The sequence below is a fragment of the Candidatus Zixiibacteriota bacterium genome (genome assembly GCA_040753495.1).
GTDB lineage: Bacteria > Zixibacteria > MSB-5A5 > GN15 > PGXB01 > DYGG01.
In genome coordinates this window covers 1-23606 of the sequence record JBFMEF010000004.1, presented here as the reverse complement: position 1 = coordinate 23606, position 23606 = coordinate 1, and the positions used below count along the sequence as shown (strand labels likewise).

At 51.3% G+C, this 23606-nt stretch carries 20 protein-coding genes; 4 read left to right on the top strand and 16 right to left on the bottom strand.

What is annotated here, in order from left to right:
- Positions 1–37 precede the first annotated feature (37 nt).
- Positions 38–589, top strand: coding sequence for a hypothetical protein (locus AB1690_00225; protein MEW6013730.1), 552 nt, complete (start codon positions 38–40; stop codon positions 587–589).
- Between the two features lie 220 nt (positions 590–809).
- The gene (locus tag AB1690_00220) at positions 810–1628 is read left to right on the top strand and encodes a hypothetical protein (GenBank protein ID MEW6013729.1); all 819 of its coding nucleotides are present in this window, start codon (positions 810–812) and stop codon (positions 1626–1628) included.
- A 36-nt stretch (positions 1629–1664) separates the two neighbouring features.
- On the opposite strand, the gene mtnA is transcribed toward AB1690_00220, so the two are convergent.
- The 9 genes from mtnA to AB1690_00175 form a co-directional block, all read right to left on the bottom strand.
- A complete protein-coding gene (mtnA, locus tag AB1690_00215; GenBank protein MEW6013728.1) occupies positions 1665–2684 on the bottom strand; it encodes an S-methyl-5-thioribose-1-phosphate isomerase in 1020 nt (339 codons plus the stop codon).
- Positions 2650–4398 carry an AMP-binding protein gene (locus tag AB1690_00210; GenBank protein MEW6013727.1) on the bottom strand — a complete coding sequence of 583 codons (1749 nt, stop codon included), beginning with the start codon at positions 4396–4398 and terminating at the stop codon, positions 2650–2652. The genes mtnA and AB1690_00210 overlap by 35 nt, the downstream gene beginning before the upstream one ends.
- A gap of 104 nt (positions 4399–4502) precedes the next feature.
- A complete protein-coding gene (locus AB1690_00205) occupies positions 4503–6611 on the bottom strand; it encodes a hypothetical protein (protein ID MEW6013726.1) in 2109 nt (702 codons plus the stop codon).
- Positions 6612–6767: 156 nt separating this feature from the next.
- The gene (locus AB1690_00200) at positions 6768–8060 is read right to left on the bottom strand and encodes a secretin N-terminal domain-containing protein (protein MEW6013725.1); all 1293 of its coding nucleotides are present in this window, start codon (positions 8058–8060) and stop codon (positions 6768–6770) included.
- A gap of 18 nt (positions 8061–8078) precedes the next feature.
- Positions 8079–9599, bottom strand: a complete 1521-nt coding sequence (locus tag AB1690_00195) for an AMIN domain-containing protein (GenBank protein ID MEW6013724.1) — start codon at positions 9597–9599, stop codon at positions 8079–8081.
- Positions 9600–9616: 17 nt separating this feature from the next.
- Complete coding sequence (gene pilO, locus AB1690_00190) at positions 9617–10234, bottom strand: type 4a pilus biogenesis protein PilO (protein MEW6013723.1); 618 nt, start codon at positions 10232–10234, stop codon at positions 9617–9619.
- A gap of 11 nt (positions 10235–10245) precedes the next feature.
- The gene (locus AB1690_00185; GenBank protein MEW6013722.1) at positions 10246–10992 is read right to left on the bottom strand and encodes a PilN domain-containing protein; all 747 of its coding nucleotides are present in this window, start codon (positions 10990–10992) and stop codon (positions 10246–10248) included.
- Positions 10993–10996: 4 nt separating this feature from the next.
- Positions 10997–12049 carry a type IV pilus assembly protein PilM gene (gene pilM, locus AB1690_00180; protein MEW6013721.1) on the bottom strand — a complete coding sequence of 351 codons (1053 nt, stop codon included), beginning with the start codon at positions 12047–12049 and terminating at the stop codon, positions 10997–10999.
- Between the two features lie 258 nt (positions 12050–12307).
- Positions 12308–12814 (bottom strand): GspH/FimT family pseudopilin, encoded by a 507-nt coding sequence (locus AB1690_00175; GenBank protein MEW6013720.1) that lies wholly within the window; start codon positions 12812–12814, stop codon positions 12308–12310.
- A 388-nt stretch (positions 12815–13202) separates the two neighbouring features.
- Here AB1690_00175 and AB1690_00170 point away from each other — a divergent pair, with 388 nt between their 5' ends.
- Positions 13203–15479: a S8 family serine peptidase gene (locus AB1690_00170; GenBank protein ID MEW6013719.1), complete on the top strand. Its 2277-nt coding sequence runs from the start codon at positions 13203–13205 to the stop codon at positions 15477–15479.
- Positions 15480–15522: 43 nt separating this feature from the next.
- Here AB1690_00170 and AB1690_00165 read toward each other — a convergent pair whose 3' ends face one another.
- The 3 genes from AB1690_00165 to AB1690_00155 are packed head-to-tail and all read right to left on the bottom strand — an operon-like array spanning position 15523 to position 17824.
- Positions 15523–16623: an aminopeptidase gene (locus AB1690_00165; protein ID MEW6013718.1), complete on the bottom strand. Its 1101-nt coding sequence runs from the start codon at positions 16621–16623 to the stop codon at positions 15523–15525.
- Between the two features lie 13 nt (positions 16624–16636).
- Positions 16637–17134: a methylated-DNA--[protein]-cysteine S-methyltransferase gene (locus tag AB1690_00160; GenBank protein MEW6013717.1), complete on the bottom strand. Its 498-nt coding sequence runs from the start codon at positions 17132–17134 to the stop codon at positions 16637–16639.
- Between the two features lie 45 nt (positions 17135–17179).
- A complete protein-coding gene (locus AB1690_00155) occupies positions 17180–17824 on the bottom strand; it encodes an HAD-IA family hydrolase (protein MEW6013716.1) in 645 nt (214 codons plus the stop codon).
- A 418-nt stretch (positions 17825–18242) separates the two neighbouring features.
- On the opposite strand from AB1690_00155, the gene AB1690_00150 reads away from it, so the two are divergent.
- Positions 18243–20075 carry a S41 family peptidase gene (locus AB1690_00150; GenBank protein ID MEW6013715.1) on the top strand — a complete coding sequence of 611 codons (1833 nt, stop codon included), beginning with the start codon at positions 18243–18245 and terminating at the stop codon, positions 20073–20075.
- Between the two features lie 42 nt (positions 20076–20117).
- Here AB1690_00150 and AB1690_00145 read toward each other — a convergent pair whose 3' ends face one another.
- The 4 genes from AB1690_00145 to AB1690_00130 are packed head-to-tail and all read right to left on the bottom strand — an operon-like array spanning position 20118 to position 23368.
- Complete coding sequence (locus tag AB1690_00145) at positions 20118–20531, bottom strand: hypothetical protein (protein ID MEW6013714.1); 414 nt, start codon at positions 20529–20531, stop codon at positions 20118–20120.
- Positions 20528–21964 carry a hypothetical protein gene (locus AB1690_00140; protein MEW6013713.1) on the bottom strand — a complete coding sequence of 479 codons (1437 nt, stop codon included), beginning with the start codon at positions 21962–21964 and terminating at the stop codon, positions 20528–20530. Before AB1690_00140 ends, AB1690_00145 begins: the two co-directional genes overlap by 4 nt.
- A 14-nt stretch (positions 21965–21978) precedes the next feature.
- Positions 21979–23010 carry a 23S rRNA (adenine(2503)-C(2))-methyltransferase RlmN gene (gene rlmN, locus AB1690_00135; protein MEW6013712.1) on the bottom strand — a complete coding sequence of 344 codons (1032 nt, stop codon included), beginning with the start codon at positions 23008–23010 and terminating at the stop codon, positions 21979–21981.
- Positions 23011–23047: 37 nt separating this feature from the next.
- Entirely contained in the window at positions 23048–23368 is a 321-nt protein-coding gene (locus tag AB1690_00130; protein MEW6013711.1) for a phasin family protein, read from the bottom strand.
- Between the last annotated feature and the right edge of the window lie 238 nt (positions 23369–23606).

Below are 23606 nucleotides of genomic sequence, written 5' to 3'. Positions count from 1 at the left end.
CGAATTGTTCTTCTGCGTCATTAATCAAGGAGGATTCATGAGAATGTGTAAGCTTCTGGCGGCGGTCTCGCTGCTGTTTCTCGCCGGCTGTATCCCTTCGCTGCATCCCCTCTATACCAGAGAAACCCTGACGACCGAACCGCGGCTTATCGGCGAGTGGGTGGAAGATGGAACTGAAAATCTCTGGAAATTCACTCAGGTTGACGAATTTGCGATGGAGCTGGTTTATACCGAGAATAATGAACCGGGGCTGTTTGAAGTTTACGGCGTGAAATTGGGAGAGCATCTCTTTATGGATATCTTCCCCGAAGAGCCAGATTTCAAGAACGGGCTCTATAAAGGCTCTTTTCTGCCGGTACATAATTTCGCGAAACTGGAATTTGCCGGCGACAGCCTGCATATCTATATGCTGGACGCGGAGTATATTAAAAACCAGATAGAGCAGGGGAAAACATCGGTAGCCCACGATGTTTTTGACGACGACATATTGCTCTCAGCGCCTCCCGAAGAGCTCCAGAAGTTTATTCTTCAGTACGCCACCGACAGCAAAGCGTTTTCGGTTGAGATAACCTTACTGAGAAAGAATTAGACACCGCAGTTATCCGGTCTTTTTGAGCGGATATATATATCTTGTCCAGGATGGCGGCAGGGAATTTCCCCCGAGGTTGCCGCCCCCCCCCTAATGTCTTGGATGGCAACATCTTAGACGGCGTCGCAATATGGACAAATAATTCAAGGATTATTCCTCTGAAGCCGAAACTAAGAGTAACAGCCTGGTTATAGTCCAAATTATTGCAAGGGAGGGAACAATGGCAACAAGATATTTTTCCGCGGCTATATTATCAATCCTGCTTCTTTTTCTTCTTTATGCCGCCTGCGGTGACGACAATAAAACTACCACGGGAGGCACCAGCGACCCGGATATGATTGCCAATCATCAGGTAATTGATGATTTTGAGAATATTCCAACCGCGATTATTGACAGCGTCAAAGCCAGTTTTAAAATATTCTATGGGCATACCTCGCACGGCAGCCAGATTATTACCGGAATGAATATTGTGCGCGCAGAGAATCTCTCCCTTGATTTCAACAACGGCGCCGGCACTCTTCAAATTGCCGAATATGGCGATGATTTGGGGCATTTGGGGGATACCTCCTGGGTGGCGCCGACACGGGAGCGGCTGAATCAGAGCAGTTACGGATACAATGTCGTGGTCTGGTCCTGGTGCGGCGGCTGCTCCGACAATACCGAAGAAGGAATTAATATCTACCTGCAGGCAATGAGCGCCCTTGAAGCCGATTATCCGGAGGTAAAATTTATCTATATGACGGGGCATCTTGATGGAACCGGCACTGATGGAAATCTCTACCAGCGCAACAATCAGATACGGGCGTTCTGTCGCGCCAACAACAAACTTCTGTTTGACTTTGCCGATATTGAAAGTTACGACCCGGAAGGAAACTACTATCCTGATGCCAGTGACGCCTGCGAATGGTGCGCCGACTATTATGCCCAGCATCCCTGCCCGGAATGCCCCTCATGCGCCCATTCACACTGCTACAACTGCTATCTCAAAGGGAAGGCATTCTGGTGGTTGCTGGCTCGTATGGCGGGATGGAACGGTTGAGAGCCAGTGAAATAAGTTGCGGATAATGGAAAGGGGTTAATCCCCTTTCCGTTTCCCCCAGGTAATTCCTTTATCGGTAATATAGGCGGTCACTAATTCCGCCGGCGTGATGTCGAAAGCCGGCGAGTAAGTTTGTACGCCGGGCGGCGCGGTCCGCACCCCTCCCCAATTGGTTATTTCATCCGAAGAGCGCTCTTCTATAGGAATATCCTCACCGGAACCAATCATCGGGTCAAAAGTAGAGGTCGGGGCGGCAACATAGAATGGCAGGCCATGCTCCTTTGCCAGAACGGCAACGGAATAGGTTCCGATTTTATTGGCAAAATCGCCGTTGGCGGCGATGCGGTCGGCGCCCAGAATGACGCAATCAATCCTCCCCTGCTGCATCAGGAAACCGGCGGTGTTATCGCAAATAAGAGTGACCTCAATTCCTTCCTGCATCAATTCCCAACAAGTCAATCGCGCCCCCTGCAGGAGCGGACGGGTTTCATCGGCGAAGACCTTAATTCTCTTTCCGGCGTCGCGGGCGGCATATATGACGGCCAGCGCTGTGCCGCTTCCTCCGGTAGCGAGGGCGCCGGCGTTGCAGTGGGTCAAGACGGTATCGCCGCCTTTCAGGAGCGCCTGTCCGTGGATGCCAATGGCGCGGCACATGGCTTCATCTTCCGAAAGAATCAGGCTTGCCTCATCCCAGAGAATTCTGCGATACTCGTCGATATTATCCCCGGCATATTGATTGGCTTTATTGAGGGCGCGCTCCACCGCCCAAGCCAGATTGACCGCAGTAGGCCGGGCTGATTTAATCTCGCGAGCGATGTCGATAAGAATTTTTTTCAGACGACTCAAGTCAGTCTTGACCTCCGCCTGGGCGGCAATGGCGAGCGCAAAGGCGCCGGCGATGCCGATAGCAGGGGCGCCACGGACTTCCAGGGTCTTTATCGATTCAATAATATCCCTGTAATCATCATATTCGCTATATCTGACATCCAGTGGCAGCCGCCGCTGGTCAAGAATTTTCAGTTTACTGCCGACCGGTTCTATCGCCTTGAAGCGCATTGTCTATCTCCCCTGATTCTCTTTGTTCATTCCAGCTGTACAGATTTCTTTTTATCTTTCGAGTTGATGTTTTTTCAAATTCCTCCAGTCTTATTTCGAACTGGCACAGACGTTTATAGTCGGCGAGACGGTCATTAACCGCCTCCACTTCTTCTTTTATAATCCGGCGAAGGAGATTGTCATCACTCCCACCTGACATCGCCAGAGGATGATGGGAAATCTGCTCCATATCAGGCAAGATTATGGCGCAGACCTCCTCCCCCATTTTGCCGTTTCGTTTTCGTCCCAGAACCAGCGCCTCCTGAATGTAGGGGGACAGCATCAATTCCGCTTCAATCTCTTCCGGATAAATATTCTTTCCGGCGGCGCTGACAATCAGGTTTTTCTTCCGTCCGGTAATACAAAGATATCCATCGTTCATTCGACCCAGGTCGCCGGTATACAACCATCCCTCACGAATCAGGTCATAAGTAGCCTTAGGGTTGTTCAGGTAGCCCGCAGTAATGTTTTCTCCCTTGACCGCAATCTCCCCTACCCCGTCGCGAGACGGCTCGATGATTCTCACTTCGATATTGGGAAGGGGCGGGCCAACCGAGCCGAATTTAATATTCTGAGGGCGATTTACGGCGACAACCGGAGCGCATTCACTCAAACCATACCCTTCCAGGAAATCGAAACCAATTAGATTGAACCAGCGGGCGATTTCGGCCGGAAGCGGCGCTCCTCCAGAAACGAATAAGCGAATAGAGCTGAGCCCGGCCTGATGTCGCAGTCCTTTGAAAAGCAGCCTTCCGGCTTTCACGCCAAGGTTCCATCCGATATTACTGGCGCCATAGAGGGTTTTCAGAGCCAGTCTCTTGGGGAACGGCAACTCCTCGATTTTTCTGGTAATGCTGAGGTAAATCTTTTCAAACAGCAGCGGCACCGCCACCATGCAGGTTACCCGGTGGCGAGCGATATCATCAAGGATATCGCGCGATTTGAGCGAACGGGCATATGCTATGGTCAAGCCAAGCGAAAGCGGTGTCAGCATGCCGCAGGTTGCTTCAAAGGTATGATGCAGCGGAAGAACCGAGAGAAAGAGGACATCAGGATAAAAATCAAGGGCGGAGACAATCCCCTCCAGGTTCGCCACCAGATTGCGATGGGTCAGCATCACCCCTTTCGGCTCGCCGGTGGTGCCCGAAGTGTAAATCAAGGCTGCTATATCTTTCCCGTCTATATCAGATGCCAGGTAAGGAGGACCCGAGGAAATCGTCAGGAGATTGGGGGTAATAATATCATCGAGACCGATAATTTCCAGGGACTTATTTTCTGCCAGGTTTAACTCCCGCAGAAAGGGGTACCATTTAGCCGTGGTGAAAACAGTCGTAACTCCCGAAGAGCGAATAGTCCTCAATAATTCCTGCTCTTTCCAGGAGGAATCGAGCGGAACCACGGTGCCGCCGGCAGCCAGAACTGCCAGATACGACAACCCCCACTCCGGTCGATTCTCCGACAATATTCCGGCCCGCTCGCCTCTCTTGAATCCCCTGTTCTTAAGATTTCCGGCGGCGCCGGTCACTATCCTCTCAACATCTTTGAACTTAAATTCAGAAGGGGCGCTATTTGGGCTTATAAAAGCGGTTTTCTCCTTATGGGAGCGGCAGCAGTGCAGAATAGTCTCAGGGAGAGTCGGCCCGGGGATAAAGGCGGTCTTGGGGATGGGACGCATGGCATAAATTTATACGGGCGGCGGAAATCTGACAAGCAATTAAATCAAAAATAAAGGGCCATCCCCGGCGGGGATGACCCTCTCGAAACAAAACAGGAGTGAACTTAGTTGGTCAGGGAGATTGACTTCGTCAGCGTAATATTGCCGCGCGGGTCAAGGTCCTGCACTCTCAGGATGACCGAGGTGATAGTGGTATCGGTCGGAGCATTGAACAGGAAGCCGGAGGCTTCGCCGTACATATTAGTTTCCTGAGTGCCGCTGCTGACGGTGCCGCCGCCGGTCACGCTTGCCACCAGGGTGTGGTCACCGAGGGGATTGCCCCAGCGGTCTTTGATGGTGACTGAAAACGGTACCGAGGTCCCGTAATTGACCGTCTGCGGCGCATCCAGAATACACCCTGAATAATATGCCGGTCCAGTCAGGAGAGAACAGACAACCGTGGAATTGACAAAGCCCTTATAGTTGGCGCTGATCAGGTCAATGGCGCCGACACCATTGTCGTTCCCACCGGTAACCGAGTAATCATAATCGAGAATGACTGAGGTCATGAAAGTCCTGACGGTAGAGGCATTGCAGCCATCCTGCACTACGCCGGATGCGACATTGATAAATTCGCTTTCGATATCTATCTCGGTCTGGTCATTGACGAAGTTCATATTAAGGTCGCGCACTTCGACAAAGAAGACCCTGGTGCTCTTTCCGTCGGCATTGATATGTGTCGGGAAAGGATTGACAAACCAGATGTATGCCGGAATCCAGGAATTAATGAAATATCCGGTGTCAGCCAGAGTGCCGCCGTTAGTTTCGGCTATGACTTCCACAATACCGTCGGCGGCAGGGTCATCATATCCGGAAATCCAGACGCTTCCGGCCAAGCCTTCTTCATCCATCGTGCGGGCTTCGTGGGCTTTTATCGTGCCTTCATCGCAAGTGAAATATACCACCGTGGAATCGGCGACAGGATTGTTATATACATCCGAAACCAGCGCGGTAACTGTCACCCGCTTGTTTAACCATCCCCAATACGGAGCGTTGCAGACTTCGGAGCCGACTACGATGTTCGCCGGCGGTCCGGCATGAACCATAATCTGGGTGGCATTGGAAAGAACGGTATCAGAATAGGCTCTAATTCTAATAGTTCCGGATATGGTGCCGGAAGAGATAGGGCAGGTCGCCACACCCATGTTGTTAGTGACAGCGACATAAGGACCATATCCCACAGCGCCGAGATGCTCCCCGCCGCCGGGACCATCAAGTATAACGAATGAAATCTGCAGTCCTTCCGGAACCGGATTGCCGTTGGCGTCATATCCGGTGGCGTATAGGCGTCCCGCTTCGATGCCGCCGGTAGATTTGACGGCAAGGTGAATCGGGTCGCCCATAAGGGAAATACTGGCGATGGAGGCATCGGGAGTCAACTGCAGCTGGGCTTCAGCGTCACCGGTGATACCGTTGTCAGCCACGGTCGCTTTAACATAAACGGTCACCGCTTCGGTGCCGGCGGTATAATTCACTACCGCCTGGCCGCTTCCGCCGGTTACTACCGCTGATGAAGGAATGATGCCGATAGGGTCCCAGCGCCCGTTAGGAATAGCGTCGTAAACCACGGAATCAACGCCGTTGGAGAAATAACCATTGCCGTCAACGTCTACGAATTTTTCTCCCGCCACCAGTTTTACCACGGTGGAATCGGGAGCCGGCTGGAAGGCTTCATCTCTAACGGTAATGGTCACCTGTGAAGTCGCCTGACCATCGGCGAGCAAGAGGGTCGGAGTGACGGCCATATCGATATTTCCGGAGCCGCTTCCCTGCTGCGAGGTCACGCTCAAAGCCACCGAGCGATAGACGGCGGTGGTAAGAGCCGCGGTTATCATCACGGAACCAGACTGCGTGGCGGTAAAGACTGTCGCCACAATGCCATCGGCATCGGTAGTGTCAATAGCCGGGGTGAAATATCCAGCCGCTGCCGGCGAAACGGAAAATGTCACCGCCCGATTGGGCAGCGGGTTGGTGCCATCGGTAATCTCCGCCTCTACGATGGCGGTAGAGCCGACAGTAATAGAGGTCGGGCTGGCGGTGACCCGGGTTACCTGAAGCGCTGATTGGTCGTTGGAATCGCTGGTCGAGGAACTGCAGCCGCCGAGGATGATTCCCAGCAGTACCAGAATGACCGCCAGACGAAGCGTTGCGTCATAAATGCCTTTGCGAAACATTTTGACTCCTGTTTCTTTATGATTAGTGTTAAGTTGTTTACTCTTGGCTGAACGTTTTTACTCTCTTAATATTATCGGAAGAATCGCAATCTCTTTTAGCCACAAAAAAACCCGTCCGGCGGGAACCGGACGGGTTCGATAAATCCCCCATAATTCTTAAGGCGTCGTCTCCGCCAGGTCGTTCTGGACTATGGTCGGGGTGACGAAAATGACCAGGTCGCGATTTTCGACCGAAGTCTGCTTGTAACGGAAAATAGCGCCAATTAGCGGAATATCTTTCAGGATCGGTATGCCGGCTTCGGCTTCGACTTCATCCTGAGTGGTTAGGCCACCTATAACCGCGGTCTGGCCGTTGTTGACAACCACGTTTGTCTCCGCATTATTGGTGTTGATAATAATACCGGAGGGATCCGGCTCCAGAGTGCTTCGCTCCGGTTTCAGATGCATCAGAATCTGGTTTTCGGCGGTTATATGAGGCGTTACGCTCAGGATGGTGCCGACTTCTTCAAACTGAATGACCACATTGCCGGCCTGGTCATACTGCTTTACCGGCACCCGCTGACCCATCTGAATACGGGCTTCTTTGTTGTCGATAGTGGTGATTTCCGGATGGGCTATAATCTTACCTTTACCATTACTGACTATGGCAGAAATGGTGGCATTGATATCCCAGCCTCTCTGTACAGCGGTGACGTTGTACTGGCCAAAGGGGTCGGTGACCCGATCGCCATTCTGTGTAAAAGTCTGAGTAATGGAGCGGGCGTCATTGGGGACATAACTGCCGCCGGCCGACCAATAGATACCCAGCTCATCGGCGTCAGTTGAATAGATTTCCAGAATCTGCGCCGAGATTTTTATCTGGCGGGCAGGGCTGTCGAGCTCTTTTATGAAATTGACTACCCGTTCAATATTCTCAGGAACTTCCTGGAGAATCAAAGAATTGGTGCGGGCGTCAGCGTCAACTTTGCCGCGATCGGTCATGAGCGATTTAACCGATGCCACCAGTTCGTTCGCGGCGGTGTTTGCCAGACGGACGATTTTGACCTCAAGGCGGGTCAATGTTTCCTGTTCCAGCTTGTGTTTTTCTTCCTCCGTCCGCTCTTTGCGATAGTCGGCGGCAGGAAGAACCCGGATATATCCATCATCTTCAAAAACGACCGCCAGGTCATAGGTCTGGCCTATGATTTTGAGCGCCTGGTCCCACATTACGTCACGAAGAGTAATGGTTACGCTTCCCTGAACGGTTGGCGCCACGACCACATTGACCTGCCCGTAATCAGCCAGGAAGCGGATGACGGCGCGGATGTCGGCCGCCTGGAACGACAGGTTTTCAATAGGCACCGAGGGGTCTTTGGAACCGCTCTGCGCCGAGACTGGGGCAACCGTCAGCAAGACCAGTAAAAAGGTCAGAAGCAAGATGCCGGAATGCCAAATCTTTATTCTATTCATATATCTTCCCGCCTTTCCTTAATTTCGACCCAGGTAGAGAGCGATAGTGCGGCTCCACCCGTATTCAAAGAGTTGGAAAAATGCTTTGTCGGAATCTATTCGTTCAACATATCCTTTTTTCACTTTGTCGCCGGCTTTGAGAATATAGCCGTAACCATCGAGGTCTTCCAGGAGCGCACGGTTCTTCCCGCTGGAGGACTCGAGAATGCCAACCAGGCGCGAGGTCTCGACATCAGGGATTCTCTTTTCCTGAGGTCCTTCATTCTGCTTGGTTTCATTAATAAGTGTCTCAAAGGGGTCACGAAACACGCCGGGCGCATATTCTATCACCATTCGCTGCGGGAATTCCGCCACGATGGTCCCTTTCAATTTTGCCGGGAAGTAGCCGTCGCGACGAAACCGTGAAGTCGGCTTCTGCCCGGTAGAGTCTTCCAGCGAGGCTTCCGCCAGGGCGGTCGGGTCTATCGCGGGAAGGTCATCGGGCGATATCTCCTGAACCAGGACGCCGGTATCATGATAGAGGTCCTGGGTTTTTAGAGCTACCTCGGAACCTTTTACAGAGCTGTCGGTGACTTTGGTTTCGGCAGCCGGCAATGGGGCTGTCTGAGGAGTCGGCACTACGACCGATTCCGCCTGCGGAACTGCTTCCGGTTCGACGGCTGCAACAACAGTCGATTCCACTGCGGTCGAAGCCTCCGTTGTTTCTGGAGATACGGCAATCGCCGCGGTCGGTTCGATTTCCGGCTGCAGTACCGGTGATTCAGGCGGAGCTGCCTGGGCTACAACTGGAGAGTACGACTTTGCCATTTCCTCCTCGATAAAGCGCGACTGCTGAGGCCTGCTGTAGCTTCGCTGCGGCATCAGGTTTTCCACTGTCGCCATTTCATTTGGCTCTTCGGGGGATAACTCTTCCTGCGTCACTGTCTCGGTCGGCTCTTTGGCCTCGACCGAAGTCATGGCTTCGACCGCAGGCGTCTGAATCGGAGGATTGTCTTCCGGAGCCGCCGGCTTCTCTATTACCGCCGTCTCGGTCGGCTGGCTGAGCTGCTCTACGGCAACTGCCGGCTCGGTAACACTCTTTTCCACCGGTTTGGCGGTTTCAGGCTGATTGTTGCTCGCCCACTCGGCAAAGTCCGGGCTGTTGTCCGGAATGTAAATGAATATAAAATTGCCGCTTTTTTCGATGCGGTAAATCGCCTGTTCCTGCAGGTCCAGCACTACGCGGACCACTTTTTCCGGCTGCACCGCAAACTGGCTGGTTCTGATAGAAGTCACCAGTGATGGAGGCAGCTGGGCGAAAACCTTGTGACCGAGCTTATGCACCGCCGGGAAGAGATCGACAATAATTCGATTGGGCTTGCCGTCCTTTGCCACTTCCGACTGATGCGAAAACTGGAACGGTCCGGAGAGGTCAATCTTAAGAACCGTTTCATTATTGATCTTTCGCAGGTGCAGGGCTTCGACCCCGGACTCCGCCAGCGCCGAGGCGGCGCTGAAAGCCAGGATTAAAAGTATCGCTATATTAAATCTCTTTTTCATATTTACTCCATCCTCCTCTATATAGCCAATTCCTGCAACCTCTCTTCCGGCTTAACGAAATAGGTCGAGAGGATGAAGCTTGCCGTTAGAGTCGGTTTATGCAAACCGACCGTTTTCTTCTCGTCGGGCTGAGGCTGGCCGGTCTTTGCCACCGTCTGCGAGGTCAGTTTAATGTTGGAGACATTGGCTATGAACGGGAAATTGGCGACATAACCAATGAATTTGCCGAAATCATGATAGGTTCCGGTCATCTCCACCTCGAAACTGGCGACATTGTAAAAACTTTCCGGCTGAATCGGCTGCGGCTCAATGCGGGTAATTCTTGTGCCGGTCAGTGATGAGGCGGTATGCAGCTGCACCAGGAAGGAAGGAATCTGTTTCACTTCCGGAAGCAGCTGTTCGATTTCCTGGTATCTCGCAAGAAGGTCTTCGTATTCAATCTTGAGAGCATCCAGGGACTTCGATTTCAACTCGACATTTTTCAAGTTGGTAATCATCGTCTCATATTCCCGCGTCATACTGGTCAATTGCGCATCGTAAGTGGAATAAAGCCGGGAGTACCAAAAGTACGCCACAACAAAGAATGCCACCACGCCGAGCGCAATCTTCTGAACTTTAGGGTCTCTGAAATCCATGGTATTACTCTCTAATTTATATTGTCATCGGGAGTTTCATTTACACTCTGCAAGACCATCTTCTCCAGTTCTTCGTCGGAGAGGTAATGGACATTGCAGGTCAGTTTGAAATTATAAGCTTTCTGCTTTCCGATGGCGATTTCCTTTGAGAAGACCAGGTCGATATCCTCAAAGTAATTGGAGCGCATCATCTTTATCATAAACGAAGCCAGGGCGTTGAGGGTGAAAGCAAACCCTTCAATTTCAGCCGGCTTAACTACCGGCCCGTTGGGGTCAACCGGCGCCGCCACCGGAGTCGTTTGTGCCTGAGGAGGCGGCGGGGTCTGCTTGCCGGGCGACGCCAAAACATTGCTCTTCTGAGGCGCGGCTTGCGCCGGATTCTTATCTTTCAACTCCACAAAACTGGAAAGCCAGACAAATTCCGGCAGATTGCGGCTGAGGTCTTCCAAAATCCGGACCCAGGAGCTGCGATGACGGTCGAGGCGCTCCACCGCTTCCATACGATTGGTTATCTTGCCCTTAATATCAATGAGGGCATCAACCATCTGGATATCCTTCTGCAGCTGCATGGTGCGAGAACGGGCGATTTCCATCTGACCGTTCAGCTCTCTCATCTGGTGCAACTGGTAGAGGGTGATGGCGCCCAGCATGAGAACGACACCGCAGGCGGCTGCGACCGCATATATTCCATGCTTGCCTAAGCTGATGCCGCCTGTCCGCTTAAGATACTGTTTGGGAAGTAGGTTTATGTTTATCATATCATTACCTCGTCTTCCTCATCGCCAGCCCGATTGGAACGGTCAGAAGCGGCGCGATTTTCTCCGGCGATAGATAGTGGAACATATCGGGGTCGAAGTCAATATTCCGGAGGGGATTGAGAATCTCGAGCGGGACATTCAGTTTCGACTGCAAGAATTCCGGGAGGTACGGCACCAGGGCGCCGCCGCCGCTGAGAACCATCCAGTCAATCTTTTCAACCTTCGCCTGGGTCTTAAAATAAGAGAAAGCCAGTTCCAGGCCCGAGACCAGTTCGTCCGAGGCCGAGATAATGGTCGCCTTGAGCATATCCTGGTCGATAGAGTCTTTCATTTCACCTTTGAGAGCCTTATTTGCCAGTTCCGCGTTAAGGCGGAATTCTTTCTGAATGGCGTTGTAGATTTCGCGAGTGCCCGACGAAATATCGCGGGTGGAATGATACAGCCCTTCGCTGAGATAAAGAATATTGGTCACATCATAGCCGAGATTTACCAGCACCGTTATCCGGCTGGGGTCGATTTCGTAGTTGTATTCGTAGGCATTGAGAGTGGCGAAGGCGTCAATATCAACCACCACCGGCTGAAGACCGGCATCCATGATAAGTTCCACATACGAATTGAGGAATTCGTTTCGGGCGGCGACCAGAAGAATTTCCGCTTTCCTTGTCTCTTCGTCGACTTTGATTACATGATGGTCGAGAGTGACGTCTTCAACGTCGAAAGGAGACCGCTGTTCCGCTTCAAACAGTATTGCCTGTTCGGCTTCGGAGCCCGATTTCTTGTCAATCATGAATTTGTCGGTGATGACACCGAAACCGGAAATCGAGATAACGACATCCTTGATTTTCGGGTCGATCTGGTCGACGAGGGACTGAATATTAAAGATGACCGCTTCTCTATCCTTGACCTCGTCAGCGACAATCGCTTCCGGGGGCAATTCCCGGATGCCCATGGCGCTTACAGCCAGACCGTCCTTGTGGCGGTCGAGTTTCACCAGTTTTATGGAACTGGCCCCGACATCCAGGCCGACCGTACTCTTGTTCTTTTTCAAAGAAAACATAGGCGTCTCTTCTATTTAATAAGGCTCTTTTTGTTCATCTTAATTTCTTATCGTCATTAATTCCCTAAAATTAACATCTATCCGCTTGACTCAATAAGGGCTTCTCATAATTCTCCCGGCTGGGCACGGTATGTTCTTTGATGTTATCGGATTATCCGTTCAAATTTTTAACATCAATCGGAAATTAATTTTGGCGACAAAAAACCCCCTGCCGTGAGGCGACAGGGGGTTTACCGGAGGATGAGAAAGAGGGAGCTATCAGTAATTATGGATATACTGTATTTTGGAGCGTCCGGTTGACGCTAAGACATTGAGTTGCGTAAGGTTAACCGTCCCCGTGGGATTTGATATCATGAAGACATCGCCGGTGGAATTAGCAGTCCCGTTGGCGTGGAATATCAAAGCCGAATTGGGGAAAGAGGCATAAAGATAGCTGAACTCCACAGGGAGGGTGTCAACGCGGAGAACCGAATCGGCGCCGACGTCATATGCCAGATTGCTGGGATTGGCGATATCCTTGAACAGGGTAATGACCCGGGCGTTGCCGTCGAAATGTATCCCGTACTGGCTTTTCTCTGCGATGGCGTGAGACCGGGCGGTCCGCATCGTAGAGAGAAGGTTCTTGGTTTCGGAGCGGAATTTAATCCTCTGGATGGACCTTTCGAATTCCGGGGCAGCCATGGAGGTTATGACCCCGATAATGACCACAGCGGCGAGCAGCTCAACCATGGTCACACCTTTCATCTGCCGAATTCGCTTAAACATATATCAATATCCTTTCCTGGTCGAATTTCTAAGGCAAGAATCCGCAGAATCAGTGCCTTCCCACCAAAAAAAATGACAGAAGTGAGTAAAAGGGGAAACTTAATTGGACGATAAGAGGTTATGAGATTTGAGGTTGCTTGCGGCCCGCTGATGTCGGGATATTTTGGCGCAAATTAGGCGATTTAGTATGGGGAATCCCCTATACAGATTGTCTTCTGGCAACTAAATATTGACATTAAGAACGAAAACTGTAAATTCTTAAATAACGATTAGAGTGCCCCACGATTACCCGCCCTCATAGGAAGGACAACCGATGAATTGGAAGTTAATCTCTTTGTGTTCCCTGTTAACATTGATGTCCGGGACAGCCGCTTCAGAGAATCAAATATTGCCGGTTTTCAAATCGGAGCCGGTCATATTAGAAAAGGCGACCGATGTGCTGACCCCGCCGGTGGCGGCGTTTCTGAAATCAAAGAATCCGGAGACCGCGCGCGTCTGGGTTTTCTTTAATGATAAAGGAATCGTCCGTAAGGAGCAGTTTGCGGCCGCCGCCAGTCAGGTGAAGATTGATGAGCATGCCCTTGCCCGCCGCAGGAAAGTCGGCCTGGACCGGGTGACCTTTGCCGACCTGCCGGTCAGCCAGAAATATATAGATGCCATTGTGGCGGCAGGCGCCAAATTTCGTCGCGCCTCCCGCTGGTTGAACGCGGCCAGTTTTGAGATTCCCCATTCTCGCTTAAACGAAATCGCGGCTCTACCTTTTGTGAACAATATAAGACCGGTTGCCGGTTACTTCCCGGAAAGAGAGATTACCTCGGAACCGGAATCGGTGCTGCCCCAGTACAAACCAATGGCGGCTGATGCCCTGAGTTACGGCTCATCATACAATCAGCTGCAAATGGTCAACGCTCCGGCGATGCATAACCTCGGATTCAAAGGTTCGGGAGTGATTGTGGCGATGCTCGATACCGGATACCTGAAAAGTCATCAGGCTTTTGCCGCCGCCTTTAACGAATCAAGGGTGCTTGCCGAGTACGATTTCATCTTTGACGACGGCAATACCCAGAACGAGGTGGGCGACGCCTCCAGTCAACATAATCACGGCACCCTGACCTGGTCCACCCTGGGTGGTCAAACGGCTGGAACTCTCTATGGACCAGCTTACGGCGCCTCTTTCCTGCTTGCCAAGACCGAAGATGTTCGTAGCGAGACACCGGTGGAAGAAGACAACTGGGTGGCGGCGTTGGAGTGGGCGGATGGCCTGGGAGCGGATGTGATTTCTTCTTCGCTCGGCTATTCCGACTGGTATTCTTACTCCAGTTTTGACGGTCAGACCGCCATTACATCGATAGCGGCCGGAACAGCCGCAGGCCTGGGAATAGTGGTCTGCAATTCCATGGGAAACAGCGGTCCTTCCGTAGGAACGCTCAGCGCTCCGGCAGACGCTTTTGATATAATTGCCTGCGGAGCGGTCGATGCCCTTGGTTATATAGCCCAGTTTTCATCGCGGGGACCGACTTTCGATGGTCGAATCAAACCGGAAGTCAGCGCGCAAGGGGTCAATACTTATTGCGCCGGGACGTCATCGAACACCTTTTACACTACCGCCAGCGGGACCTCTCTTTCGACCCCGATAGTCGGCGGCGGGGTGGCGCTGCTTCTATCCGCCAATCCATACTTGACACCACTGCAGGTGCGAAGCGCCCTGATGCAGACCGCGAGTCAGGCTGGCTCTCCCAATAATAATTACGGCTGGGGAATAATCGACCTGGTCAAAGCGTACAATTGGGGCGCCAATTTCAGGACTAATTCCAGAATCGGGTTTGATTCTTTGACGGTCCAGTTCACCGACAGTTCTATTTCTTCGGCTTATGATTGGAAATGGTATTTTGGAGACGGCGATTCCTCCAGTTTAGAGAATCCTGTTCATACCTATGATGCCTTGGGCCTTTATGATGTTACGTTGGTGGTCCAGTCAAGCGAAGGAACACTGACGCGGGTCAAAGAAAGCTATATCGCGGTGGTGGCGGATACTGTGATGTTTGTAACTGATTCCGTTGATGCCGGTGGTAAGCTGGGGGTATCGGTTTATCTTCGAAATACACAGGCGATGAATGTTATTACATTACCGCTGAGTTTCGCCGGCGCTCTGGATTTGACGCTGGACTCGATAAAGTTTGGAGCGCGCACCAGTTATTTTGAACTGCTGCAACCATATTATCTCAATAATTTCACCAAGCAGGTCAGTTTTGAAATGGTGGCGAATAATGGTGGCGGAGCGCCGCAGTTGAGCCCCGGTTATGGAGAAATCGCCAAGCTCTACTTCACTGCCGAAGGGGGAGCGACCCCGGGTGAATTTGCGGTGATAGATTCAGTAACTGTCAGCACCCGCTCCATAAGGCTCACCAGCCCGATACTCTCCTTTGCGCCCCGCGTGATGCAAGGGTATGTGATTTGCAAAGGAGGATTGCGGGGTGATGCCAACGGCTCCGGAGGAATCAATATCCTGGATGCCACGTTTATTCTGGCTTATCTATACAAGGGAGGGGCAGCGCCGCCTACAGTCCGCTCCGCGGATGCCGATTCATCAGGCGACCTGAGTATTCTCGATATCACCTATCTGATAAGTTATCTGTATAAGTCAGGTCCCCCGCCGGGACCCTGATGCGACTGTAAAAAGCCCCGCCTTGTCGCGGGGCTTTCTTGTATCAGATGGTGAAGACGCCATTGCGGTAAATTACTTTTCCGTCGGCTTCTATCTCTCCCCCGTTATTCAGGTCGCAAACCATATCCCAGTGAATGGCCGATTTGTTTTTGCCGCCGGCTTCGGGGAAAGAGGCACCGATAGCCAAATGGCAGGTGCCGCCGATTTTCTCGTCAAACAGGGTATTGCGGGTAAACTTCTTAATCTCGTAGTTGGTTCCGATGGCGAATTCCCCGAGCCGCCGGGCGCCTTCATCGGTGCCCAGCATAGACTGGAGAAAGTCATCATATTTCTCCGCCCTGGCTTCTGTAATAACACCCTCTTTAAAAGTCAGTCTGACTCCGGGGACTTCCCGTCCGCCGTAAAATGCGGGGAAACTATAACGGATGGTGCCATTGACGGAATCTTCGATCGGCGAAGTGAAAATCTCGCCATCAGGGAAGTTTTCCTTGCCGCAGCAGTTTATCCATTTGCGATTCTGGACTCTTAATTTCAGGTCAGTCTGTTCGGCGCGCAGATGAAGCGAATCGACGCTGTTGAGAATCTTGACTAATCTATCCTGTTCGGTCTCCACACTTCTCCAATACGCGACCGGGTCATCTTCGTGAAGATGTCCGGCGCGGAAGACGAAATCTTCATATTCCCGCAGAGACATTTCGGCATCCTGGGCATGCGCCTCGGTGGGGAATTGCGTTCCGCACCAGTGCAGAGTGCCTTCAGCCTGACGGGCAAAAAAGCGCTCCACGTATGGTCGGCCCGCTTTACTCAGAAGTTGCTGACGGGCCGGGTCAACGCCGCTGAGGAATTTGGTATTGGTGGTTCCCCAGATGCTCAGCATGGCATCGATTTTCTCCACCTCCAGCTGCTTCATAGGAGAATAATACATTAGCTGTTCATCAGAGCCGTAGCGGAGAAGTGACTCTCGCAGGTCAATATAGACAGCCTCGGTAAAGATATGGGCTCCTTGACGCAATGCCTCCTCATAAACGGCGGCAATGAGCGGAGCGGCAATCGGTTCCGCCTGAATTTTCATAAGATGCCCCGGCTTAATGCCCAGTGAGTAATTGACCAGCACCCGGGCGAGCATATGCAATCTCTGGTCCATAGTTGGTCCTTAATTAAAAGTTGTCTTGCTCCAGTTTTAGTAATTTCAATTTCATGGCGGCGCCTCCCCCGTAACCGCCGAGACCATTCCCGGCGACCACCCGATGACACGGGATAATCAGCGGTAAAGGATTTCTAGCATTGGCGGCGCCGACGGCGCGGGCGGCATCGGGATTCCCTATGCGCGCCGCGATGGCCCCATACGAGCGGGTCTGACCGTAGGGAATCTGCGCCACCTCCTGCAGAACTCTTGACTGGAATGGGGTAACCTGTAAGTCCAGCGGCAGTTCAAACCTCTTCCGGTCACCCCGCAGATATTCATTTATTTGCGAGGCAAGCCTCCGGTTGTCATCACCTCCGATTTCTACGGGAGATGCCGGATAATGGCGGGATAGCCACTGCTTGATATACTCCGACTTGCAGGGCGGCAAGATTAAGAGGGCAATGCCCCGCTCCGTTGCCACCGACCCCATTTGTCCCAGGGGGGTCTCAAAAGTAAAACGGTAAATCACAAAGCTGTAAACCTCCGTCCGATTTTAAGCGTCAGCATATCGTAATTACGGCAGAAGGGACAATAAGTCTGAAATTCTCTTCAACTTCAGGTCGGGCGCGGCGGTTGATGGATAATCGGAATTGCCGTAGGGAGATTCTACCAGCGCGACCGGAAGCGATGCCGCTTTGGCGGCAAGAATATCGTTGATAGTATCGCCGACAATCAAAGTGTTCGTCTCAGACCCATTTAGTATTGCCATCGCCTTGAGAAAGGCATCGGGGTGCGGCTTAACTCGGGAGACATCATCGGCGCCGACCAGCGCTTCGAAGGTCTCTTGCCAGGAAAATTTCCGGACTATTTTCTCCAGATGGTAATGAATTTTGGTCGTCCCAATGCCAAGTCGATAACCGCGCTTTCTGAGTTCAACCAGCGTCTCAGTTACCCCGTCTATGGCAATTGCCGACTCTGTGATAACATCTTTACCCAATTCCTGAAATTTCTGCCAGAGAAGGTTATATGGCTTACTGGAAAAAGCGGAAAACATCTCCTGCAGAGGGAAACCGATAAACTTGATTATCTCTCGGTCGGTTCGAGGCGGCTCGCCAAAAAACTTAAGAGTGGCGTTAACCGATTGCACGACACCGCGTGAAGTATCGACAAGGGTCCCGTCAAGGTCGAAAATCAGGAATCTTATGCTATTCAATTTCATTGGTTATGAATCAAGTTGCAGACTGGCTGAAGGCATAGGATAAAATAGCGGTATCGGAATCTGAAGTCAACCGTGGGAAAAGAAATACTGAGTGGCATCAGCCTGTTTCAGCACTGAACAGAAATATTGCAGGGCTTTTCATAGAAGTCGCTAAGCTCTATCGTATAATAAGTTAGAGCGAGAGAAGGAGCGATGGAACGATATATGAATGATGATATACCTTTCCCTTATTTCAACCTGTTAGCAGATAATCAGTTGATATTCCGGCCCGCCGTCCGTCTAAATAAGTGAAACCAAAATGATAGAATAACTGTTAAATTAGCAAGCAGATAGAGTACACGCCGGTTCTTATCTTGCTTGACAATGGGATGTAAACAGGTAGATTGAAAACAAGGTCACTCCATTGGAGGTTAAGGATATGAAAAGATTCACGATGATGATATTCTCCCTGACAGCGTTCCTGTTGGGGCTGATCTGGGTGGTTGGAACAGGTGAAGCGGTGGCTCCGCCGGAAACAAAGACCATTATCCTTGCCGACACCGTTCATATTAATCTGGATGAAGTCCCGACCGCCGGCTCGGAAGTCAACACTCAGGATACCCGGGAAACTCTTTTTAAAGAGATAAAGAAGTTTAATCAGACTGTTTATGATATCAAGAATCGGTATATGGAAGATATCGACACCGAGGAGCTGATTAATGCCGGAATTCGGGGGATGCTGGAAGGGTTGGACCGGTATTCGGTTCTGATGGAAAAACGCTCCTATGACCAGCTGATGGAAAGCACCCACGGGAAGTATGAAGGGTTGGGGATGGAGATTGATGCCCGGGATGACCATATTATAATTGTTACTCCTATGGAGGGCTCCCCTTCTTACCGGCGTGGGCTTAAATCGGGCGACCTGATTTATGAGATAAATGGCCAATCGACGTTTAAGATGACCACCGCGGATGCCGCTAAATTGATGCGCGGTCCGAGCGGAACCAAAGTCAACTTGAAAATAAGACGTGAGGGAATAGCCAATCTCCTTGAATTTGAACTGGAACGGGCGGTAATTGAACTGAAGTCAGTCAGCTATTACGGAATGATTGAAGGCTCGAATGTAGGCTATATTCGGCTGTCGCGTTTCGCCGAGGAAACCAGCCGGGAGCTGGTGGATGCCATCACCGACCTGAACAGCAAAGGGATAGAAGGATTGATTTTTGACCTTCGCTCCAACGGCGGAGGACTTCTCCAGCAGGCGGTCGAGACGGCGGAGTTGTTTGTTCCGGAAGGGAAACTGGTGGTTTATACAAAAGGGAAGTATGCCGATTCTGAGCGGCGTTACTATTCGCGCCGTCTGCCGCTATATCCTGATAAGCCGCTGGTGGTTCTGGTTGATGAAGGCACCGCTTCTGCCTCTGAGATTGTTGCCGGCGCCATTCAGGATTGGGACCGTGGCGTAATAATGGGACACCCCACTTACGGCAAAGGTTTGGTACAGCAGATATTCCCGGTCGGCACCGATGACCAGGTGGCATTAAAACTGACCACTGCCAAGTACTATGTGCCGTCGGGCCGCTGTATCCAGAAACCGGATAAGGAGAAGAAAAGCTCCGCCCATGCCATGTTTGATACCGATTCCGAAGCAGAAGAAACAGCTGACTCGGTAGTGACCGACTCCATGGCGGTCTCCAAGAAAGAGGTCTATTTCACCAATAAAGGGCGGCCTGTATATGGCGGCGGCGGGATACTGCCTGATGTTGAAGTTGTGCGCGACCCGTATCTGGAGCCGCTGGAGATAAACCTGGAGCGTCAGGCAATGTTCTTTGATTTCGCCGTGAAATATCTGGCATCCCATCCCGATGCCACCAATGAAATCGAAATCACCGACGAAATCATCAAGCAGTTTCGTTCCTATCTGGAGAGCAAGAATTTCAGTTATAAGACCTCGCTGGAAGTTTCTCTGGATAAGATTAAGGAAATTGTGAAGGAAGAGAACAAGGATACTCTTTTCAACCCGGCGGTTATGGCTTTTGAAGATAAGATTAAGAAAGAGAAGGAAGCCGACTTTGTCAAATCGCTCGATTATATCAAGCGGGCGATTAAGCGCGAGATAGTCGCCAAGATAAACGGCGAGCGGGGAGTTTATGAGAGCATAATTCTCAAGAGCGACCCGGGCGTGGTGCAGGCGCTGGACCTTCTCAAGAACAAAACCGAATATTCCAAAATTCTCCAGAGCGGGGAAGCGCGAGGACAGAAGTTGGAATAAGCCAGCCGCAGCAATTTAAGCCCCGCCTTTGACGGGGCTTTTTTATTTCAGGTCAAACTTTTTGACCAGCCAGCTCTCGTCCACCTTCTCCAGAATAATCTCGACCGGTTGGCCGGCATCGGCGCTGTCGGCTTTGACGGCACATTTCACAACCCCTTCCGTTTTTGTATAGAAGAATTCCCGATGTCCGAATCCGAAGAATTCCCGACCGTTTAGATAAGTATCTATCTTCTCCAGAATTGACGTGGAGTTGTAGCCGTGTTCGTATGACTGCGCCATAATCAGGGAATCAATGGCGGCGGCATTCCCCTCTTTAATGGCCGTTTCCAGACGGGCAAGCAGGTTTTTGATTACCGGAATCTCGTCTCGTGGCGGATTTTTCTTAGCGCAGGCGCCCAGAAGCAGCGCCAACACGATAATCATAGCAACCGGAAATAGAAAATTTCTTTGCATCATTGTAGAACCACCCTCTGAAAGTGATAAAAACCATCCCCTTCTTTCTCAAATAATTTAGCCTGCTCCAATCGCTCGATAAGCCGAGAAACTACCAGATTCCATGCCCAATAGCGCACGCCATAAATAGCCAGTGGGGAGGTGGGAGATTTATAACTCTCCTCGATACTGGCGCGCAGAGTCTGAGCGGCTCGGGTCAATTCCTCGCCAAAGAACGGCATGACCAGTTTTATGGTGGAATCGGCGTACTGGAAATAGGTCGGCTGGCGGGCGGCAAAAGAGGTCCAATCGAAGGAGCGGGGAGCGCCGCTTATGGAGTCAAGGAAGGCGTGGCAATCTATGGCGACTTCGTTGGCGCCGAAGTAAAACATATCTCCACCGGCGCCGTCGTCACTTAAATAATAATAAAACGTTTTACCGGCATTATCTTCGGGTCCGACCACCAGGTAATTATACTTGCCCATTCTTGCCCGGCAGGGGTCAGAGCGAAGATATTTTCCTCGTTCCATCCCTTCATTGGCAAAAATATTGAATGGCTTGCCGTCATTGATAAACTCCACCCCTATTTTGCTCCAGAGCAAAATGGCGGAAATGAAAGGATATTTATGATAAATTACGGAGGTGACGTCAAGAACAGAGGTGCCGTCACGGGCGACTTTTTTTTCAGCGGCGAGGCGGGCAAGGTATCGGTCGTATTCGGGGAGCTTTGTTTGAAACAGACGATAGAGCGTTTCAACGGTTCGGTCCACCTCGGGAAGCAATCGAGCAAGGTCGTTGGTGTCGATGACGGCGTTCAAGGGAGCATATATTGAATCAACCGCTTTGAGATATCCACGGTTGACGAGCCTTTCAAGCTGCGATTTGATGGCGGTGGATTCGGCGCCGGTGCGCGCGGCCATTTCCTGCGGTGTCATACCCCGTTTTGCCATCACAATCAGGGCACGGATAAAATCATTGTCGAAATCGCCCCAGCGATGGGCATAAGGAGGGGAGGTGATATTCGAAAGGTCGGCCGGCAGAGTTGACGGAATCTGGAATGACTGACGGTGCTCAAACGAAGCGAATTTCTGAGAGGGAAGGAGATTGTCCAAAGTGTCAACCACGTTATAGAGAGTGACCGTAACCAGGGCCGTGCCGTAATTTTCGGGGATTTCCACCGGAATCGCCATCGTCATGGTTTGGAGCGGGTCAACAATGGTTACCAGACGGCCTCGCCGGTCGGAGGAGCCAGGCATATTTTCGAATTCCACTTGAGACAAGGCTATGACAAAGCGATAGTCATCAACCTGGTTTGCAATCGTGGTATTTATCGTCTGTCTGCCCCATTGAAGCGAGCCGAAATTGGGATTGGCTACGACAAACTCCTGAGCGACCGCTCCGCTGACAGAGAAAAGAAGGATGACACAAATTTTCAGACCGAAGACGTAACTCTGCATTTTACCTCCAGAATTCATGACTGATATTTTCCGGCAAGTTGCCCGCAGGCGGCGTCAATATCGATCCCCCGGCTTTTGCGGACAGTAACCGCGGGAGCCCGCGGATACAACTGTTTTCCGAATTCATTGACTTTATCCTCAGAGGGGCGCCGAAAGGGGAAACCCGCGACCGGATTATAGGCGAGAATATTGATTTTGCAGGGAATGCCGCGAATCAGTTTGGAGAGCGCTTTGACATCCTGTATAGAATCATTGAATCCCTCGAAAAGAATGTACTCAAAAGTAATCCGCCTTTTTCTTTTCAGGGCATAATATCTCGCCGCTTCCATCAGTCTCTCCAGGTTGTATGCCCTGGCGATTGGCATCAAACGCCCTCTCTTGTCGTCGGTGGCGGCATGCAATGATATAGCCAGGCGCACTTTAGTATCCGAGTCAGCCAGAGCCAGTATCTTGGGAACCACCCCGGCGGTGGAAATAGTTATCTTGCGGGCGGCAACAGCCAGACCGATTTCGGAAGTAATGATGCTCACTGCTTTCAGGACATTTTCATAATTAAGCAGCGGCTCACCCATACCCATGAATACAATATTCTGAAAGGCGGAATCGCCAAACCGCTGGCGCAAAAAGAGAAGTTGCCCGACAATCTCTCCGGCCGTGAGGTTTCTTCCAAATCCGATTTTGCCGGTGGCGCAAAAGAGACATCCCAGGGAGCAGCCAACCTGACTGGAGATGCAGACAGTCCTTTTCGCCTCATCGGGAATCATTACCGCTTCAATCAGTTTGCCGTCATCGAGTCGAAAGAGGTATTTTTCGGTGCCGTCAGTGGAGCGGGAAATTTTTTCAGCGGCAAGTCCTTTGAAGCAGAATTTCTCCGCCAGAGCCGCCCGGGCGCTTTTGGAAATGTCGGTCATCCGGGAAAAGTCAGGCTGACGTTGCGCATAAAGCCATTTGAACAGCTGCCGTCCCTTGAATCGAAGCTGTCCCAACTCCTGCATCAGATTCTCAAGGTCGGCTACGGTATATCCCAGGAGATTGACTTTATGCATGGCTAAACCGTGATGCGGCGATACCGAATAGTTGCGATTACTTCTTCTTGTCCAGCGCCTTTGCCAGCTGGTCGATTTTCTTGCTCAGTTTTTCGAGGTCTTTCTTGGTGGCGAGTTTGAATTTACTGACTTTTCGGTCAATATCTTTCTGTAATTGCCCGGTTTCCTTCTTCAGTTTGCTCGCCATCCGGCCGGCCGACTTTTCGGTTTTCTCCAGCAGTTCCAGAATCGCTTGCTGCCGTTCCGAACTGTTTATCTCCCCGGCTTTGATGAGTGAATCAATAATCTCTTCCGCCTTTTTGCGCGAAAGGTTATAGATTCCAACTGAGGCAAGATAGGTCTTCTGCAGGATTGACATATTACCTCCTTCTGTCCGGTTATTATTACACATAAATACCCCGACAGATTCATGCAGAATCGCCGGAATATTGATGGTTACAAACTGAAGAATAAGGAGGAAATACCGGAGAGGCAAGCGATTTCGCTTAATGCTTGCCGGTGGACATCAGGATAATATTGACAATTTCCAGAAGACGTTCGCAGGAGAATGGTTTCTTGATAAACATATCGCCGCCGACTTTGAAAGAGCGGCCCAT